Origin of the sequence: Rhodoblastus sp. (genome assembly GCF_052145335.1) — a bacterium.
GTDB lineage: Bacteria > Pseudomonadota > Alphaproteobacteria > Rhizobiales > Beijerinckiaceae > Rhodoblastus.
The window spans coordinates 1-17,965 of record NZ_JBKQOU010000183.1 but is presented as its reverse complement, the minus strand read 5'-3'; the positions used below and the strand labels follow the sequence as shown (position 1 = coordinate 17,965).

General features: G+C 61.2%; 15 protein-coding genes. 9 read left to right on the top strand and 6 right to left on the bottom strand.

Going from position 1 to position 17,965, the window contains the following annotated elements:
- Nucleotides 1-80: 80 nt before the first annotated feature.
- The 4 genes from ACLP2E_RS11740 to ACLP2E_RS11725 all read right to left on the bottom strand — a co-directional run bounded on the left by ACLP2E_RS11740 (nt 81) and on the right by ACLP2E_RS11725 (nt 3,858).
- Nucleotides 81-362, bottom strand: a complete 282-nt coding sequence (locus tag ACLP2E_RS11740) for a type II toxin-antitoxin system YafQ family toxin (RefSeq protein ID WP_442462063.1) — start codon at nt 360-362, stop codon at nt 81-83.
- On the bottom strand, nt 349-612 hold the full coding sequence (locus ACLP2E_RS11735; protein WP_442462062.1) for a type II toxin-antitoxin system RelB/DinJ family antitoxin: 264 nt from the start codon (nt 610-612) through the stop codon (nt 349-351). The genes ACLP2E_RS11740 and ACLP2E_RS11735 overlap by 14 nt, the downstream gene beginning before the upstream one ends.
- Before the next feature lie 90 nt (nt 613-702).
- On the bottom strand, nt 703-2,598 hold the full coding sequence (gene dctP, locus ACLP2E_RS11730; protein WP_442462061.1) for a TRAP transporter substrate-binding protein DctP: 1,896 nt from the start codon (nt 2,596-2,598) through the stop codon (nt 703-705).
- A 141-nt stretch (nt 2,599-2,739) separates the two neighbouring features.
- A complete protein-coding gene (locus ACLP2E_RS11725; protein ID WP_442462060.1) occupies nt 2,740-3,858 on the bottom strand; it encodes a hypothetical protein in 1,119 nt (372 codons plus the stop codon).
- A gap of 247 nt (nt 3,859-4,105) precedes the next feature.
- On the opposite strand from ACLP2E_RS11725, the gene ACLP2E_RS11720 reads away from it, so the two are divergent.
- Nucleotides 4,106-4,582, top strand: coding sequence for a ferritin-like domain-containing protein (locus ACLP2E_RS11720; protein WP_442462059.1), 477 nt, complete (start codon nt 4,106-4,108; stop codon nt 4,580-4,582).
- 56 nt (nt 4,583-4,638) lie between these two features.
- On the opposite strand, the gene ACLP2E_RS11715 is transcribed toward ACLP2E_RS11720, so the two are convergent.
- Both ACLP2E_RS11715 and ACLP2E_RS11710 read right to left on the bottom strand, forming a co-directional pair.
- Complete coding sequence (locus tag ACLP2E_RS11715) at nt 4,639-5,679, bottom strand: S1C family serine protease (RefSeq protein WP_442466034.1); 1,041 nt, start codon at nt 5,677-5,679, stop codon at nt 4,639-4,641.
- A 367-nt stretch (nt 5,680-6,046) separates the two neighbouring features.
- Complete coding sequence (locus ACLP2E_RS11710) at nt 6,047-6,745, bottom strand: cyclic nucleotide-binding domain-containing protein (RefSeq protein WP_442462057.1); 699 nt, start codon at nt 6,743-6,745, stop codon at nt 6,047-6,049.
- A 240-nt stretch (nt 6,746-6,985) separates the two neighbouring features.
- On the opposite strand from ACLP2E_RS11710, the gene ACLP2E_RS11705 reads away from it, so the two are divergent.
- From ACLP2E_RS11705 to ACLP2E_RS11670, 8 genes are all read left to right on the top strand, one after another.
- On the top strand, nt 6,986-9,715 hold the full coding sequence (locus ACLP2E_RS11705) for a nitrate/nitrite transporter (protein ID WP_442466033.1): 2,730 nt from the start codon (nt 6,986-6,988) through the stop codon (nt 9,713-9,715).
- A gap of 39 nt (nt 9,716-9,754) precedes the next feature.
- A complete protein-coding gene (locus tag ACLP2E_RS11700) occupies nt 9,755-13,519 on the top strand; it encodes a nitrate reductase subunit alpha (RefSeq protein WP_442466032.1) in 3,765 nt (1,254 codons plus the stop codon).
- 11 nt (nt 13,520-13,530) lie between these two features.
- On the top strand, nt 13,531-15,060 hold the full coding sequence (gene narH / locus ACLP2E_RS11695; RefSeq protein ID WP_442466031.1) for a nitrate reductase subunit beta: 1,530 nt from the start codon (nt 13,531-13,533) through the stop codon (nt 15,058-15,060).
- Nucleotides 15,060-15,797 (top strand): nitrate reductase molybdenum cofactor assembly chaperone, encoded by a 738-nt coding sequence (gene narJ, locus ACLP2E_RS11690; RefSeq protein ID WP_442466030.1) that lies wholly within the window; start codon nt 15,060-15,062, stop codon nt 15,795-15,797. Before narH ends, narJ begins: the two co-directional genes overlap by 1 nt.
- Nucleotides 15,798-15,811: 14 nt before the next feature.
- Complete coding sequence (gene narI, locus ACLP2E_RS11685; protein ID WP_442462052.1) at nt 15,812-16,507, top strand: respiratory nitrate reductase subunit gamma; 696 nt, start codon at nt 15,812-15,814, stop codon at nt 16,505-16,507.
- A gap of 5 nt (nt 16,508-16,512) precedes the next feature.
- The gene (locus ACLP2E_RS11680; protein ID WP_442462051.1) at nt 16,513-17,340 is read left to right on the top strand and encodes a peptidylprolyl isomerase; all 828 of its coding nucleotides are present in this window, start codon (nt 16,513-16,515) and stop codon (nt 17,338-17,340) included.
- A gap of 7 nt (nt 17,341-17,347) precedes the next feature.
- Nucleotides 17,348-17,665 (top strand): hypothetical protein, encoded by a 318-nt coding sequence (locus ACLP2E_RS11675; RefSeq protein WP_442466029.1) that lies wholly within the window; start codon nt 17,348-17,350, stop codon nt 17,663-17,665.
- 5 nt (nt 17,666-17,670) lie between these two features.
- Nucleotides 17,671-17,965, top strand: a 295-nt coding sequence (locus ACLP2E_RS11670; protein ID WP_442466028.1) for a DUF2478 domain-containing protein, incomplete at its 3' end; no start/stop codon positions are given.

Genomic DNA, 17,965 nt, shown 5'->3' with positions numbered 1-17,965 from the left:
CCGCCGATCTCTGCCGTTGCAACTAGCGCACAGGCCCCTCTATAGGTAGTGGGTATGTGCGTTAACCGGATTGGCGCGGTTCAGAGGCCAAGTTCACTATGGGAGCCGAAACGCACGAGTTCGAGTGTCGTGTCGTTGGGCTTGCGGTAGATCAGCACGAGGTCGGGCCGCACATGGCAATCGCGGTGATCGGCCCATTCCCCGACCAGGGCATGATCGTAAAAGCGCGGCGGTAATGGGGTATCCGCCACGAGCATGGTGACGGTTTCCATCAGCCAGCCGTCAAACTTCTTGGCGTAACGTCCAGATTTCAGCTTCCGATAGTCGCGTTTGAATTGCGCGGTGTATTTAATCTCCCGCATTCAGGCTCGCCAGCAGCTGATCCGGCGCGCCGACCGACGCAAGTTCGCCATTCCGGGCAGCGTTCATGGCCGCCACGGTTTCGGCATTGGGAACAAGTGGATCGAACGGCAAGGCCTTCTCGGCGGCGATCCGCTTCATCATCAGCCTGAACGCGTCGGAGACTGTGAGGCCAATTTTCTCCAGCACGGCGGCGGCCTCCTGCTTGGTCTGCTCGTCGATCCGCGCACGGACTACGCTATTCGTCTTCATGCTTTTCTCCTTGGGCTACAATGTAGCACAACTAACGCGATTTTTCCATGGCGATGAACCCAGAGAAATCCCTCGCTTCGGAAAAGGGCGCTAAGGTTCGATCACCCAATAGGGCGCGCCGGCTTTTTCCTTTTCTTCCAGGCCGCGCAACGGCGCGAGCGTCGCTTTGTTGAGAATCTGTTTGAAGTCCGAAATAGCCTTGGGTTCGTCGAATACGTAGGAATGGCCGCCGAGGCGGGTGTCGACCGATTCAATTCCCCCGGTGACCAGAATATTGTCCCCGCCGCTTCCGGCGCGGGGCGCCTGATGATAGCTCTCCGAGATCAATATGGCGCGGTCATATTGCGAGGCGTAAAGTGTGCGGATCATGCCGATCTTGCGCGCCATCCTGATCTGCTCGCGAAACACGTCCTGCGCCACGTCGGGCGCCGCAAAAACCGCCGCGCCGATCCGCAATTTCGACTTGGCCTGGGCGAATTCACGCAGCATCTGAAGGAGCATGCGGTTTCCCATGCTGTGCGCGACGAAATCGAGTTGCAGTTCCGGCCCCGCCGCCGCGATTTCGCTCACCAGTTCGACCAGATGCGGTTCGCTCCAGGTGCTGGAATCCTCGTCATAGGCGTAACCGAAAGCCGAGCCTTCCGAAGGCCAGCTCCAGCCGACGATGGCGCCGTCGTAATCGACATCCGACCCCAATTGCAGGGCGCGCCAGAGGAGGCTGTCGAAGGCGATGTTGAAGCCGTGGATCACGATCATCACCTTGGACCCGCCGGCTTCCCTGGTCTTGGCGACGATCAGCTTCGCGCATTCCTCGACGCCCTTGGTCAGCGTCTTTGGCGCCGGCGGCAGGTGCGGTTCGCCGGAATTGCGCGCCGGCGAGCCGACATAGCCGCAGGTATATTCGAACGGATCGAGGCGCCGGGAGCCGAAACGCGTCTTGTAATCCAGCGTCCCCTCATCATTGCGGTCGGTGACGAAGAGCACCGGCGAACGCGCCGCCATCATTTTTACCGGCGCGGCGGGGGGCGCGGGTTTGGGCGATGGCTTGGCATGCACTTCCGCTTCCGCCTTGCGCCACAGGTCTATTTCCTTGGACATGACGGCGTGGCCGTCGCCTTCGGAGCGCATGGCCAATTGCATCTGCTGCGGCTTGGCGAGTTGATTGACCTCGACGTTGGGAATTTTGCGCATCGCCTCGTCGCGCGCCAAGATCGCCGCGTCTGACGCCTGCCGCGCCTGCTCGGCCGCAGTTTTGAGCGCGTTTTTCTCCGCCTCGCTGAGCTTCATCCACGAGGCGGGCGCCGCGGCCAAAAGTCCGGTCTCCGGCCAACCGGTGGTGAGGTAGAGTTTGCCGTTATATTTTGCGGCGTAATCCAGCATCTTGGCGCCAAGTTGGGTCTCGATGGCGTTGGACGCGCCGCCTGTCACGGTCGGCGTGGCGTCGGAGGTTTTGGCGCCGACAGCATTGAGAATTTTCACGGCCGGCGCGCCATAATCCGACGTCACGGTAAGTTTCTTGAAATCGTCCGCCGAGCGGATGGGCTCCTTGGTCAAGAAATAGGTGATGGCGTGATTCCATAATTGCAGCGGAAACAGGCCGGAGCGGCCGGCATCGTTGGCGGCCGCGTCCCCGAGGAAACTTTTCTGCATCAGAAAAACCTCGTCGGCCGATTTGAACATGAACGGCCGCGTTAAAAGCGAGGTTTCCGTCCCAGCCTTTTGCAACTTGTGCAAATCCTCATCCGCCAACGTGAAGACGCCGATATCCGCCGCGCCGGTCTTGACCGCCTGCATGGCGGCGCCCTCGGTTTCGGCTTTTTGCTGCGCGAGGGTCACCCCGGCGTCGGCGAGAACCTTGCTGGACAGCAGCGATTTGACGAAGACATCGTCGGCATAGGCGGCGGGAAATGCGATCCGCACCTCGGCCGCCCAAACGCCGTTCGAGATCGACAGGATGGCCAAAGCGAGCAACAGGCGGCGTGGCATAAGTGTTTTCCAAGGCTGGAGCTGAATTGTCTGGATTACGTCCAAGGCGGACGAATATTACAACAATTCGCACTTCGACGGTTATACGCGCTCCGGGCAAAGGCTTGCGCGGGTCGCCAATCACTTTTTCGAGACACGATCTCAGAACTGGTCCCAGGCCCGCGCCGCGTCTGTCGGGGCTGCGCCGTTGCGGCCGAAACGATAGGCCGAGGCGCGACTGTAAAGTTCGATCCGGGCGCGGTTGATTCCGCCCAAGGGCTCAAGTCCCGCCGGGGCATTGCCGGGATTGTAGCTCAGGTTCTCACATAAGGCGTCCCGGCCCGCCGCGGCGACGTCCTGCTGCGAAATGTCGATCCGTCCCAGCGAAACCATCGGCGAGGCCGTTAGCGGCCAATTTTGCGTCGCGTCGTCAAGGCTGATGTCGGCGGGCCGCTGCTGGGCGAAAAGCTCGAAACAGGCCGGGCCCGCCTTCAATTCCTCGGTCAGGGCCCTGCGCAAATAATTGGGGTTGTCCTGCTTGGGGTTGTCCTGCGCCGTCGGCCCGGCTTCAGGCGGCGCACAGGGTTTGGCCGCATATTTGATGGCGCGGCCCGGCCCGAAACCATAGGGGGTCATCGAAAAATATTCCGCGCCAAGCGGCGAGGAAATTTCAGCTGTTGCGTTGCGATAAACGATGGAAAGCTCACGCAGACGCCAGTCGAAAGGATTTCGGTCCGGCAGAAAATAGGCCTTTGCGTGCTCCAGATCGCCCTTGATGCCGCCGACCTGCATGAAGTTGTCGAAATCCTCGATATTGGCCAGGAAATAGATCGGATAATTGATGAACAGAATGTCGTGAGGGGGGCGCAGGCGTGATGGGTCCGCCCGGTCGGGATCGGCGTCGATCAGTTTGAGCGCCATCCCCCTTCCGCCGGGGTCGCGGTCGGGGCCCGGCGTGAACGCGCTGTTGGAAAAACGGATCAGGGCTTTGAAACGCTGGCCGGGCTGGGCGAAGGTGCCGACGCGCAGGTTCTCCGGCAGAGCGGGATCGACCTGGAACGTCGCCTTGACGCAGCCATGCGCCTTGGCGTGTGCGGCGCGGCGAACCAACGCCTTTTCGTCGGCCGGATAGGCTTCCGCCAACGCCGCGACGGCCTCAGTGGCGATGGTCTCGATCGCCACATTTTCGGGGACGGAATTTTCGTGCGAAGAGCGGCCGGCGAAATAAAAGGCGCCCGCCAAAGCGCCGGCGAGCAGAAGCAGAGCCGGAATTTTCCGCATTTTACTTCTCCCGCGAGCTGGCGCCGGTTTTGGCTCCGCGGAGCGATCTTTCCGCTTATCGGGCGGGATTTCAATGAGGAAAAGCACAGGGCTCGCGCCAGGCTCAGACTCGGCTTCGCACCAAAGTTCGAAGCCGACATTGCTTGTTTTTGCCCACTGCCTAAAAAAGCGGCTTGTGGCGAGCGGCGGCGGGTGTATGAAAAAAGTTCGAATTTTAAAACACGCCAAGCGGAACGGGAGGCGATCGATGCAGACGGTAGAAGAATTCCTGGCCTATTCGATTCATCTCGAAAAGGAGGCTGCGGAGCGTTTCGGCGAATTGGCCGACGCCATGGAAAGCGGCGGCAATCGGGAAGTGGGGCAATTATTCCGCCGTCTGTCCGATTATTCCAAACTGCATCTCGCCGACGCGCGGGCGCGCGCGGGATTTCGCGAAATCCCGGAAATCAGCCCGGACGAATTTGTCTGGCCGGATCTCGAAAGCCCGGAGGCGGCGGCGATCTGGGGCACGGACCCGATGATCGGCCGCGCCGAGGCGCTGCAGATCGCTCTGGCGGCGGAAACCGCCGGCTATGATTATTACAAGCATGTGCTGGACACGACCGAGGATCCAGAAATCAAGATTCTGGCCAAGGAATTCGTCGCCGAAGAGGCCGGCCATGTTGCTGAACTGACAAAATGGATCGCCGCCTGTCAGGCCGGACAGACTGCGCCGGCGAACTGAATTCTCCGGCGAAAGCCTGACGACAAGTCCGGTCTCAGCGACCGGGCTTGTTTTGTTTAGCCGCGTCGCTCTGTCGGCGCGATCCAGACGCGCCGCTTTTCGCTTCGGCGCAAAAAATCGACCGAGCAGACGCGGTTGATCTTTTCGGCGTCCAGATGGCGAACAAGATCGCCGGCGCCCAAAATGGTCGCGCCGTCGATGGCGACGATCACGTCGCCGGTCATCAGGCCGGATCGGTCGGAGGGCCCGCCGTTCTCGACATGGGTCAGGAGGGCGCCGCTGGCCTGCGTCAGTTCATGATGCAGCGCGAGGCGCCTCGGCAGGACGTGGGTCGCCGCTCCGACGCCGATATAGGCGCGACGCACCCGTCCATGACGGATGATTTCGCCGATGACGAATTGCGCCGTCGAGGAGGCGATGGCGAAGCAGATGCCTTGCGCGCCGCGGATCACCGCGGTGTTGACGCCAATGACCTCGCCCAGCGAGGAGACCAGCGGGCCGCCGGAATTGCCGGGGTTGAGCGCGGCGTCGGTCTGGATGACGTCCTCGATCATGCGGCCATTGTTCGAGCTGAGCGAGCGGCCGAGCGCGGAGACGATCCCCGCCGTCACGCTGGCGTCGAAGCCCAGCGGATTGCCGATCGCCACCACCAGCTGGCCGCGTCGCAGGGCCTTGGAATCGCCGAGCTTGGCCGTTGGAAAGGTGGCGTCTTCCTCGATGCGGGCGAGCGCCAGATCGGTGTCGGCGTCGCGGCCGAGAATGCGCGCGGAAAATTTTCGGCCGTCCAGGGTCGAAACCTCGGCGGTTCTGGCGGCGCCGACGACATGGGCGTTGGTGACGACCAGGCCATCGGGCGAAACCATGAAGCCCGAGCCGGCGCCAGCCAGCTTGCCGTCGTCACGCCGCAGATCGAGCCGCACCACGCTCGGCCCGACCTCGTCGACGATGGCCGTCACGGCGTTGGAATAAGCGTCGAGCAGGACGCGCTCTTGCGCCGCCGCCTTTTCCGGCGCGGCTGTGGGGGCGGCGCGCGACAGCGCCTCCTCGCCGGGGCTTTCGCTCTCGTCGAGGCTGAATTGCAGGGAATGATCGTACATTGCCGGCATATAGGCGGCGGTTTCGTCGCCTGCAAGTCGCGCTCTCTCCGGTGAAGCGCGCTCCCGGGGTGCTCGCCTGCGAAGGATTGTCCCACGCCCATCCTGTTGGCGTCCATGGCGCCCTATAGGGTGGTCAGGCACGGCTGGTTGGCGACCGTCGGCGGCGCCTCCAACAACGGCGGCAGCCGGCATCGAAGCCGTCATCCGCAGGATGTTCGGCGACCGTCTAGTTGACCCAAGGCGGTCGCTCGGCAAACTTGCCGGACATGTCAACAGACATTCCCAAGCGGTCGTTCCCCTGAAATGAATCCATCCGGAAAAACAACGATCGCGATCTACCCTTCCTTCGGTCCGTGGTGTTTCTCGATCAAACTGTTTCATCGTCGATCAGCGGGTCGGGATGGGCCAGTTTTTCCAGCGCGGACCAATCCTTGACGATGACGGTCGCGCCGTCGACGCGCACGTCATATTGCGCCAGCGTCGCGAAAGCGCGCGAAAGAACCTCCGGGGCCATGCCGAGACGCGCCGCCAATATCTTCTTCTCGAACGGGATGATGAAACGGTGGCTGCCGCCGGTTTCCTTGTCGCGATGCACCAGCCAATTGGCTAGGCGTTCCAGGCTGGTGCGCAATTTCTGGTTTTTCAGCTCCTGCGCGACTGTGCGATAGGCAATGGCCATTTCCGCCGCCACGGCGGTCGCGAAACCGGCGTCCTGGCGCATCGCCTGCCGCACCGATCCCGAGGGCAGCATCAGGATCCGGGCGGGCTCCAGCACGTGCGCCGATTGCAGGTAAAGCCGGTCGAGCACGACGGCCGCGACGATGAACGTATGCGGCGGCCCGATCACGGCAATGGTTGTTTCGCGGTCTTGCCAAGCGGCGGAAAGCTCGACCGAGCCCGACAGGACCGCATAGAGGAAATCGGCTTTCTCGCCTTCCTTCGTCAGTTGGGTGTGGGCGGGAAAGCGCTGTGCGAAAGCCCCTTGCAGCAGGAAATCCACCGTCTCGGGACGGCAGGCCGCCAGAAGCGGATGTCGGACGATGTCTTCGCGTTCTTCCGCGCGCATGTTCTCACCCTTTGCGCCGGCGCCCGAATGGCGACGTTACGCGATTGATACTTATCAAATCAGGGGCGACAATCATTGTCCAGCGTCAAGCAAAATAACGGGGCTGGAATTGATTAAAATCCAATAACCTATAGTTTTTACGTTAAAAAGACCGTTTTTTGACCGAAATCAAAGAGACAATATTGCCGCTGTAGCCAATCTGCCGCAGAGAAAATCTTCCCCTGTCTGGCGGGTTTGAAAATGACGGACGCATTGCAGGATCGGAACGCGCAGCAACGCGCGCTATGGATTTCGACCATCGCCTTCACTTTGTGTTTCGCGGTGTGGACGATTTTCGCCATCATCGGCATTCAGATCAAGAAAAACCTTGGCCTGAGCGAGACGCAATTCGGCCTGCTGGTCGGCACGCCGATCCTGACCGGGTCGTTGATTCGTCTGGCCCTCGGCGTGTGGACCGACCAATATGGCGGGCGCCGCGTCTTCACTTTCGTCATGCTGGCGGCGGCCCTCGCCACTTATCTGCTGACTTATGCGGAGACCTATCCGCAATTCCTGCTCGCGGCGCTCGGCGTCGGCATAGCCGGCGGCTCTTTCGCGGTCGGCGTCGCCTATGTCTCGCGCTGGTACGAGGCGGGCAAGCAGGGCACGGCGCTCGGGATTTTCGGCGCCGGCAATGTCGGCGCCGCGGTCACCAAATTCTGCGCGCCTTTCGTGATGATCGCGATGGGCTGGAAGGGCGTCGCCGATGTCTGGGCGGTGGCTCTGGCCGCGATGGCGGTCATTTTCTGGTTCACCACCAAGGAAGACCCGGTGGTGGCGGAACGCCGCCGCGCCGGCGTGAAGCCGCCGAGCGCCTGGCTGGAAATGGCGCCGCTGAAGAACATCCAGGTCTGGCGGTTCTCGCTCTATTATTTCTTCGTCTTCGGCGGCTTTGTCGCTCTGGCGCTGTGGCTGCCGCAATATCTGATGAATGTCTATCACGTCGATCTGGAGACGGCGGGCATGACGGCGGCGATGTTCTCGCTGCCCGCCAGCCTGTTCCGCGCATATGGCGGCCATCTATCCGACCGTTACGGCGCGCGCACGGTGATGTACTGGACCTTTCTGGTCGCGGTGCTCTGCACCTTCATCCTGTCCTATCCGCCCGCCGATTATGTCGTGCGCACCGCGCATGGAGCGACGGCCTTCCACATTGAAATGGGGCTGCCCGGCTTCATCGTCACGATTTTCGTGCTCGGCTTCTTCATGGCTCTCGGCAAGGCCGCCGTCTTCAAGCACATTCCCGTTTATTACCCGAAGAATGTCGGCGCGGTCGGCGGCCTCGTCGGCATGATCGGCGGCCTCGGCGGCTTCGTCCTGCCGATCGCCTTTGGCGCCCTGTTCGACCTGACCGGCCTGTGGACCAGCTGCTTCATGCTGCTGTTCCTGATCGTGGCCGGCGCGCTGGCGTGGATGCATTTCTCGATCCGCCAGATGGAGCAGGGCGCCATCGCTCTCGAAGCCTTGCCGCAACTGCCGGAAATGCAGGAAATTCACACGCCGGCGCATGTCGGCGCTCTGTCGGGCGCTGTGCTGCAGGACTGGCGACCGGAAGACAAGACCTTTTGGGAAAAAACCGGCCGCGCCATCGCCCGACGCAATCTGTGGCTGTCGATACCCTCGCTGTTTCTGTCCTTCGCCGTCTGGCAGGTGTGGTCGGTGGTTGTCGCCAAACTGCCTCTGGTCGGTTTCAAATATTCCACCGACCAGCTTTTCTGGCTCGCGGCTCTGCCCGGCCTGACCGGCGCAACCTTGCGAATCTTCTATTCCTTCATGGTGCCGATTTTCGGCGGCCGTCTGTGGACGACGCTGGCGACCTGGTCGTTGCTGATCCCGGCGGTCGGCATCGGCTATGCGGTGCAGAACCCCGACACGCCCTATGTCGTGTTGCTGATCCTGGCTTTGCTCTGCGGTTTCGGTGGCGGCAATTTCGCCTCCTCCATGGCCAATATTTCCTTCTTCTTCCCCAAGGCGGAAAAGGGCAACGCCCTGGCGCTCAACGCCGGTCTGGGCAATCTCGGCGTCAGCGCCGTGCAATTCCTGGTTCCGCTGGTGATCGCCTCGGGTGTGTTCGGCTGGCTCGGCGGCGCGCCGGAGACCGCCGGCGAGGGCGCCAAGGCGACGACGCTCTGGTTGCAGAACGCCGGCTTCATCTGGGTTCCGTTCATCGCGATCTCGGCTTTCGCCGCCTGGTTCGGCATGAACGACATTGCTTCGGCCAAGGCTTCCTTCGCCGAACAGGCCGTGATCTTTTCCCGCCGCCACAACTGGATCATGTGCCTGCTCTACACTGGCACTTTCGGCTCGTTCATCGGCTATTCCGCCGGCTTCCCGCTGCTCAGCAAAATTCTGTTCCCGCAGGTCGACGCGTTGCAGTTCGCCTTTCTCGGCCCGCTGGTCGGCGCGCTGGCGCGGTCGGGAACCGGATGGATCGCCGATCGGTGGGGCGGCGGACGCGTCACGCTCGGCGTCTTCGTCGGCATGATGCTCGGCGTGCTCGGCGTGATTTATTTCATCGCCATCAAAGATCAGCCCGGCGCCTTCTGGGGATTCTTTGGCTGTTTCCTGTTCCTGTTCCTGATGACCGGAATCGGCAACGCGTCGACCTTCCAGATGATCCCCGCGATCATGCGCAAGGAAATCGCCCGGCTGGAGCCGCAGATGGACGCCGCCGCGCGCACGCGGCAGGCGGAAAAGGAATCGGCGGCGATCACCGGGTTCACCTCGGCGATAGCCGCCTATGGAGCCTTCTTCATTCCCAAATCCTACGGCACGTCGATCGGGCTGACCGGCGGCGCCTCGGGCGCGCTTTGGGCTTTCTTCGCCTTCTACGTGATCTGCGTCGTCGTCACTTGGGCTGTCTACACCCGCAAGGGCGGCCTGCTGCACGACGTCGAACGCGCCGTCGCTACGCCTTCTCTCGCAAATTGATCTTCTCTCGCGCAACAAAAACAATCGGAGCTTTCGCGCATGAGCCATTTTCTTGACCGGTTGACTTTCTTCCAAAGGGAGAAAAAGCCCTTCGCCGATGGACACGGAATCACCACCACCGAGGACCGTCGCTGGGAAGATGGCTACAGAAAACGCTGGCAGCACGACAAGATCGTGCGCTCGACTCACGGCGTGAACTGCACCGGATCCTGCTCGTGGAAAATCTACGTCAAGGGCGGCATCGTCACCTGGGAGACGCAGCAGACCGATTATCCGCGCACGCGGCCCGACCTGCCCAATCATGAACCGCGTGGCTGTCCGCGCGGCGCCAGCTACAGCTGGTATCTCTATTCCGCGAACCGGGTGAAATATCCGCTGGTCCGTTCGCGCCTGCTGAAACTTTTCCGCGAAGCGAGGAAGAATTTGCCGCCGGTGGCGGCTTGGGCGTCGATCGTCGAGGACCCGTTTAAGCGCGAGTCCTATACCAGCAAGCGCGGCCATGGGGGACTGGTGCGGGCGCCATGGGACGAGGTCAATGAGATCATCGCCGCCGCCAACGCTTATACGGTCAAGAATTACGGCCCGGATCGCGTCGTCGGTTTCTCGCCGATTCCCGCAATGTCGATGGTGTCCTATGCGGCCGGCGCGCGTTATCTGTCGCTGCTCGGCGGTGTCTGCCTGTCGTTTTACGACTGGTATTGCGATTTGCCACCGTCCTCGCCGCAGACCTGGGGCGAGCAGACCGACGTGCCGGAATCGGCCGATTGGTACAATGCCGGCTTCCTCATCCTGTGGGGCTCCAACGTGCCGCAGACGCGTACGCCGGACGCTCATTTCTACACCGAGGCGCGCTATCGCGGCGCTAAGAGCGCGGTGATCTGTCCGGATTATTCCGAGGCCGCGAAATTCGGCGACATATGGCTGTCGGTAAAACAGGGAACCGATTCCGCGCTGGCCATGGCCATGGGCCATGTGATCCTGCGCGAATTCCATATCGACAAACAGGTCGATTATTTCGTCGATTACCTGAAGCGCTATACCGACATGCCGATGCTGGTGCGTCTGGAGGAAAAAGACGGCCGCCTCATTCCCGACCGTTTTTTGCGCGCTTCCGATCTGGATGGGGCGCTCAACGAGACCAACAACGCCGAATGGAAGACTCTGGCCTTTGACGGCGAGAGCGGCGAACTGGTCGCGCCGATCGGCTCCATCGGTTTCCGCTGGGGCGAGAAGGGCAAGTGGAATCTGGAGGCGAAATCTTCCGACGGTTCGCCGGTCGATCTGCTGCTGTCGCTGAAGGACCGCGAACACGAAAAAGTCGACGTCGCTTTTCCCTATTTCGGCAATATCGAGCATGAGCATTTCGCCAGTTCCGACCACGCCAGCATCTTGCAGCGGCGCGTTCCGGCGACGCGCCTGAAAACTTCGGAAGGCGAGGTTCTGGTCGCTTCGGTCTATGATCTTTTCCTCGCCAATTACGGCGTCGATCGCGGCTTCGGCGGCGACAATGTGGCGAAGAATTTCGACGAGAACACCCCCTATACGCCGGCCTGGGCGGAGGCGATCACCGGGGTTCCTCGCGACAAGATTATCCAGGTCGCGCATGAGTTCGCGCTGAACGCCGAAAAGACCAATGGGCGTTCGATGGTGATCATCGGCGCGGCGATGAACCATTGGTTCCATTGCGACATGAATTATCGCGGCGTCATCAATATGCTGGTGATGTGCGGCTGCGTCGGCCAGTCGGGCGGCGGCTGGGCGCATTATGTCGGCCAGGAAAAATTGCGTCCGCAATCGGGTTGGGCGCCTTTGGCTTTCGGCCTCGACTGGGGCCGTCCGTCGCGTCAGATGAACGGCACGTCGTTCTTTTACGCCCATACCGATCAGTGGCGCTACGAGACATTGGACCCGAAGGAAATCCTGTCGCCGACGGCGCCCGCCGGACCGTGGGACGGCGCGGTGATCGACTATAATGTACGCGCCGAACGCATGGGCTGGCTGCCCTCGGCGCCGCAACTGGAACAGAACCCGCTGACGCTGTGGAACAAGGCGGCGGAAAAGGGTCTTGAGCTGAAGGATTATGTCGTGCAGGGTTTGGTTTCGGGCGAATTGAAACTGTCCTGCGAAGACCCGGACGATCCGAAGAACTGGCCGCGCAACCTGTTCGTCTGGCGCTCCAATCTGCTCGGCTCGTCGGGCAAGGGCCACGAATATTTTATCAAACATCTGCTCGGAACTTCGCATGGCGTGCTCGGCAAGAATCTCGGCGAGGAAGGTCGTGAAAAGCCCCAGGAAGTCGCCTGGCATGAGGCGGCGCCGGAAGGAAAACTCGACCTTCTGGTGACGCTCGATTTCCGCATGTCCACCACCTGCGTCTATTCCGACATCGTGCTGCCGACCGCGACCTGGTACGAGAAGGACGATCTCAACACTTCCGACATGCATCCCTTCATCCACCCGCTCACCGCCGCGGTGGACCCGGCCTGGGAAACGCGTTCCGACTGGGAAATCTACAAGGGAATAGCCAAGGCGTTCTCAGTTGTCGCGCCTGAAGTTCTCGGCGTCGAGAAGGATGTCGTGCTGACCCCGATCATGCACGATTCCCCCGGAGAAATCGCGCAGGCGCTCGACGTGAAGGACTGGAAAAAGGGCGAATGCGCCGCCATTCCCGGCAGGACCATGCCGGCGGTGACGGTGGTCGAGCGCGACTATCCCAATCTTTACAAGTGCTTCACTTCGCTTGGTCCGCTGATGGATAAGCTCGGCAATGGCGTGAAGGGCATTGCCTGGGAAACCAGCGACGAGGTCGTGCATTTAAAACATCTCAACGGCGTGGTCCGTGAGGAAGGGCCGACCAAAGGGCTGGCGCGCATCGACAGCGCCATCGACGCCGCCGAAGTCATTCTCATGCTGGCGCCGGAGACCAATGGCGAAGTCGCGGTGCGTTCGTGGGAGTCGCTGTCGAAAACCACCGGCCTCGAACATGCGCATCTGGCATTGCCGAAGGAAGACGAGAAAATCCGCTTCCGCGACGTGGTCGCGCAACCGCGGAAAATCATTTCGGCGCCGACCTGGTCGGGGCTCGAAAGCGAGCATGTCTGCTACAACGCCGGCTATACCAATGTGCATGAATTGATCCCATGGCGCACGCTGACCGGACGGCAGCAGACCTATCAGGATCATCTGTGGATGCGCGCCTTCGGCGAAGGTTTCTGCGTCTATCGCCCGCCCATCGACACGCGCGCGATCAAACCGGTGATCGACAAGCATCCCAATGGCGAAAAACAGATCGTCCTGAACTTCATCACGCCGCACCAGAAATGGGGCATCCACTCGACCTATACCGACAATCTGCTGATGCTGACGCTTTCGCGCGGCGGGCCGATTGTCTGGATCAGCGAGGTCGACGCGAAACAGGCCGGTCTGGTCGATAACGACTGGATCGAAGCCTATAATTGCAACGGCGCGCTGGTGGCGCGAGCAGTGGTCTCGCAGCGTGTAAAGCAGGGCATGTGCATGATGTATCATGCGCAGGAAAAGATCGTGAATGTGCCGGGTTCGGAGACCACGGGACGGCGCGGCGGCATCCATAATTCGGTGACGCGCACGATGATGAAGCCGACGCACATGATCGGCGGCTATGCCCATCAGGCCTATGGTTTCAACTATTACGGCACGGTTGGCGCCAATCGCGACGAGTTTGTCATCATCCGCAAATTGTCGAAAGTCGATTGGCTGGAAAAGCCCTGCGACGAGACCAAAAAGGGCGCGTCTCGCGGCCCGCTCAACACCGCAGCGGAATAAGGGAACGCCTCATGAAAATCCGCGCTCAAATCGGCATGGTGCTCAACCTCGATAAATGCATCGGGTGCCACACCTGCTCCATCACCTGCAAGAATGTCTGGACCAGCCGCGAAGGCATGGAATACGCATGGTTCAACAATGTCGAAACCAAGCCAGGGATTGGCTATCCGAAGGACTGGGAAAACCAGAAGCGCTGGAAAGGCGGCTGGACCCGCAAGTCCAACGGCGGCATCGAACCGCGCATCGGCGGCAAATGGCGGGTGTTGGCCAATATTTTCGCCAATCCGGACCTGCCCGAAATCGACGATTATTACGAGCCTTTCACCTTCGATTACGCGCATCTGCAAAAGGCGGGAGAGCTTGCAGCCTTCCCTACCGCGCGCCCGCGTTCGCTGATTTCCGGCGAGCGGATGGAGAAGATCGAAGGCGGCCCGAACTGGGAAGAAATTCTCGGCGGCGAATTTTCCAAGCGCTCGGCGGACGCCAATTTCGAAGGCGTGCAGAAGGAGATGTACGGCCAGTTCGAAAACACCTTCATGATGTACCTGCCGCGCCTGTGCGAGCATTGCCTCAATCCGGCCTGCGTCGCCTCCTGTCCCTCGGGCGCGATCTACAAGCGCGAGGAAGACGGCATTGTGCTGATCGACCAGGACAAATGTCGCGGCTGGCGCATGTGCGTCTCCGGCTGCCCCTACAAGAAAATCTATTACAACTGGTCGTCGGGCAAATCGGAAAAGTGCATCTTCTGTTATCCGCGCATCGAAGCCGGGCAGCCCACCGTTTGCTCGGAAACCTGCGTCGGGCGCATCCGATATCTCGGCGTCATACTCTATGACGCCGACGAGATCGAAACGGCGGCGAGCACGAAGGACGATGCCGACCTTTACGCCGCGCAACTGAAAATCTTCTTGGATCCCAGCGATCCGAAAGTGATCGCGCAGGCGCGCGCCGATGGCGTTCCTGAAGCCTGGATCGAGGCGGCGCGGAAATCGCCGATCTGGAAAATGGCGATGGAATGGAAGGTCGCCTTCCCGCTGCATCCCGAATATCGCACCCTGCCGATGGTCTGGTACGTGCCGCCGCTGTCGCCGATCCAGTCGGCGGCGGCAGCCGGCAAAATGGGCATGGACGGCGCCATGCCGGACGTGCGCAGCTTGCGCATTCCGCTCAAATATCTCGCCAATCTTCTCACGGCGGGCGACGAGGCGCCGGTGGCGACCGCGCTTGAACGGATGTTGGCGATGCGCGCCTTCATGCGCGCCAAAACCATCGACGGGGTGATCGACGACAGCATCGCCGCGAAGGTCGGTTTGAACCGCCAGCAGATCGAGGACATGTATCAGATCATGGCTATCGCCAATTACGAGGATCGCTTCGTCATTCCCACGGCGCACCGCGAAGCAGGCGAAGACGCCTTCGATCTGCGCGGATCGTGCGGCTTCACGTTCGGCAATGGCTGTTCGGGCGGCGAAACGGAGCTCAATCTGTTTGGAAGCCCGAAGAAGGCGCGCGGAACAAGAACGCCGATGGAGGTCGAGTGATGCAGACGTTCAAGGCCTTGTCGGCGATCCTCTCCTATCCGAGCCGGGATTTGCTCGACGCCATCGACGAAATCGGCGCGGTCATCGAGCGCGAGGCGCTGGCGCCACAAGACGAGCGGCGCGCGCTGCTCGCCTTGCTGGAGGAGTTCAAGGGGCGCGATCTCTATGATTTGCAGGAGCAATATGGCCTGCTGTTCGACCGCACGCGTTCGCTCTCCCTGCATTTGTTCGAGCACGTCCACGGCGAAAGCCGTGATCGCGGCCAGGCGATGATCGATCTCAAGGCGGTTTACGAGGCGAAGGGTCTGCAATCGGACCCACGCGAACTGCCGGATTTTCTGCCATTATTTCTGGAATTCGCCTCGCTGCTCGAGCTTGAGGAAGCGCGGGAATTGCTGGAACAGCCCGCCCATGTCCTCACCGCTTTGGCGGAGCGGCTGAACAAGCGAAACTCGCGGTTCGAAGCGGTGTTTCGCGCCCTTGTCGCCATAGCGCGCACCAAGCCAGACATGGCCTTGCTGGAAGTTTTACGCGGAGAACCCGATCCCGCGCCGGACGATCTCGAAGCGCTCGACGCAGCCTATGAAGACGAGGCCGTCCATTTCGGCCAGGACGACGATCCCGCCCAATGCGGCCAGGACACGCTGGCAGCGAAACTGCGTCAGGCGCGGCGTCCGGCGCCCGGACTGGAGACGTCGGGCCAACGTCCCGTTTTCACTCATTCCACCAACGTCTGAAGGGACGACACGCCATGAACGATTATGTCAATCATGCGCTGTTTGGCTGGTATCCCTACCTGTGCCTGACAGTCTTTCTTCTGGGCAGCCTCGTGCGCTTTGACCGCGAGCAATACACCTGGCGCAGCGGCTCGTCGCAACTGCTGCGGCGCAAGCAATTGTTCTGGGGCTCGAACCTGTTTCATGTCGGCATATTGATCATCTTTCTCGGTCATTGCGCCGGCCTGCTGACACCAATCTGGGTGTTCGACGCGCTGGGCATGAGCCATGGCTTCAAACAGGGGCTGGCGATCGTCGTCGGCGGGCTTGCCGGTTTGATGTGCCTGGTCGGCATTTCGCTTCTGACCCATCGCCGCCTGCTCGATCCGCGGATCCGCGCCAATTCGTCCTTTGGCGACACCGCGATCCTGCTCATCCTGTTCGCCCAGCTTCTGCTCGGCCTGTCGACAATCTTCGTCTCACTCGGCGCGATGGACGGTCATGAGATGGTCAAGTTCATGAACTGGGCGCAGGGCGTCCTCACTTTGCAGACCGACGCCTGGCTCAATGTCGCGGACGTCCCGCTGGTGTTCAAACTGCATCTCGTGCTCGGCATGACGATCTTTCTGGTCTTTCCGTTCACGCGGCTGGTGCATGTCTGGTCGGCGCCGATCTGGTATCTGAGCCGCACTGGCTATCAAATCGTGCGCACACGCGTTCCGGCGGAGTAGGTTCGATGAGCGCTTGCTCTCCCGGTTTGGCGCCCTCGCGCAAAATCATCAGCGTCAATGGCGTCGCCATTCCACGTGAAAAAATTTCGCGCGAGGCGCAGAATCATCGCGCCGCGACGCCCGCCGCCGCCTGGCTTGAGGCGGCGCAGGCGCTGGTCATTCGGCAATTGCTGTTGCAGGAGGCGCGTCGGCTCGGCTTGCCGCCTGAGCCGGCGACGGACGATCAGGGCCGCCGCGAGACCGACGAGGAGGCCTTGATCCGGGCTCTGACAGAGCACGAGGTAAAAACGCCGACGCCGGACGAATCTTCGTGCCGGCGCTATTACGAACAGAACCGCCAGAAATTCCGCTCAAGCGATCTCTACGAGGCCGCGCATATCTTGATCGCCGCCAATCCCGACGAACCGACGCAAGTTGAGGAAAAGCGCCAAAGCGCGTTGGCGTTGATCGAAATTCTCGCGCGAGATCCATCCTCGTTCGCCGACGCCGCGCGGGTTTATTCCGCCTGTCCGTCGCGGGAGCAGGGCGGAAATCTCGGGCAGATTTCGCGCGGGCAGACCGTTCCCGAATTTGAAAAAGCTCTGGCTCAGCTGACGCTCGGAATCATTGCGCCCGAGCCGATCCACACGCGTTTTGGTTTTCACGTCGTGCGTCTCGATCGCAAAATCGAGGGCGAAACCCTGGCCTATGAACTCGTCGCCGACCGGATCGCGGAATATCTTGACGAGACCTGCAAACGACAAGCCGTGGCGCAATTTATCGGCATTCTCGCCGCGCAGGCGCGGATAGAAGGCTTTTCATTGCTCCCGGCAGATGGCCGAAAGCCGAGGTGAGGGCGAGATGATTTTAGGCGATATTTTGCGGCAATTCGACGACCCGTCCGTCGTCGCCGCGGCCCTGATGCAATTCGGCGATCTCGGCTTGTTGGCTCAGGCCGAAACGAAGGCTGCGGCTTACGGAGAGACGCTGGGTGAATATGCGTCGGCTTCCGTCCGGCTGTTCTCCAATGAAGCCAATGACGATGAATGGGTGGCGTTGATGGCGGCTATGGGACGCACTGACGATCCCGGCGCCGCCTGCCTGCGCTTCATGCTCGAATGGGCGATTTCGCGGGAGGGGCAACCCGCACCCTGCTGCGGAAGTTGCGGAGGCGAATGAATCCGATGAACGCGATGATAAAAATCGGCGTGGATTTCGCCACCGGCCTTCCGCTGACAGCACTGGTCTATGACGAAGGATTCAACATCGGCGAGATTTTTCAAGCCATTGCCAAGAGCGCGAAAAAAGCCGGTTTGCGCCTTGGCGGCGTGATCGAGAAACCTGTGGCGCCCGTAGCGCCGGGACGGCGCTGCGACATGGTTCTGCAAGATCTGGCCTCCGGCGAGACAGTGAAAATTTCCGAAGACCGCGGCGCCCTGGCGCGCGGTTGCCGGCTCGATCTCGACGGTCTGGCGCGAA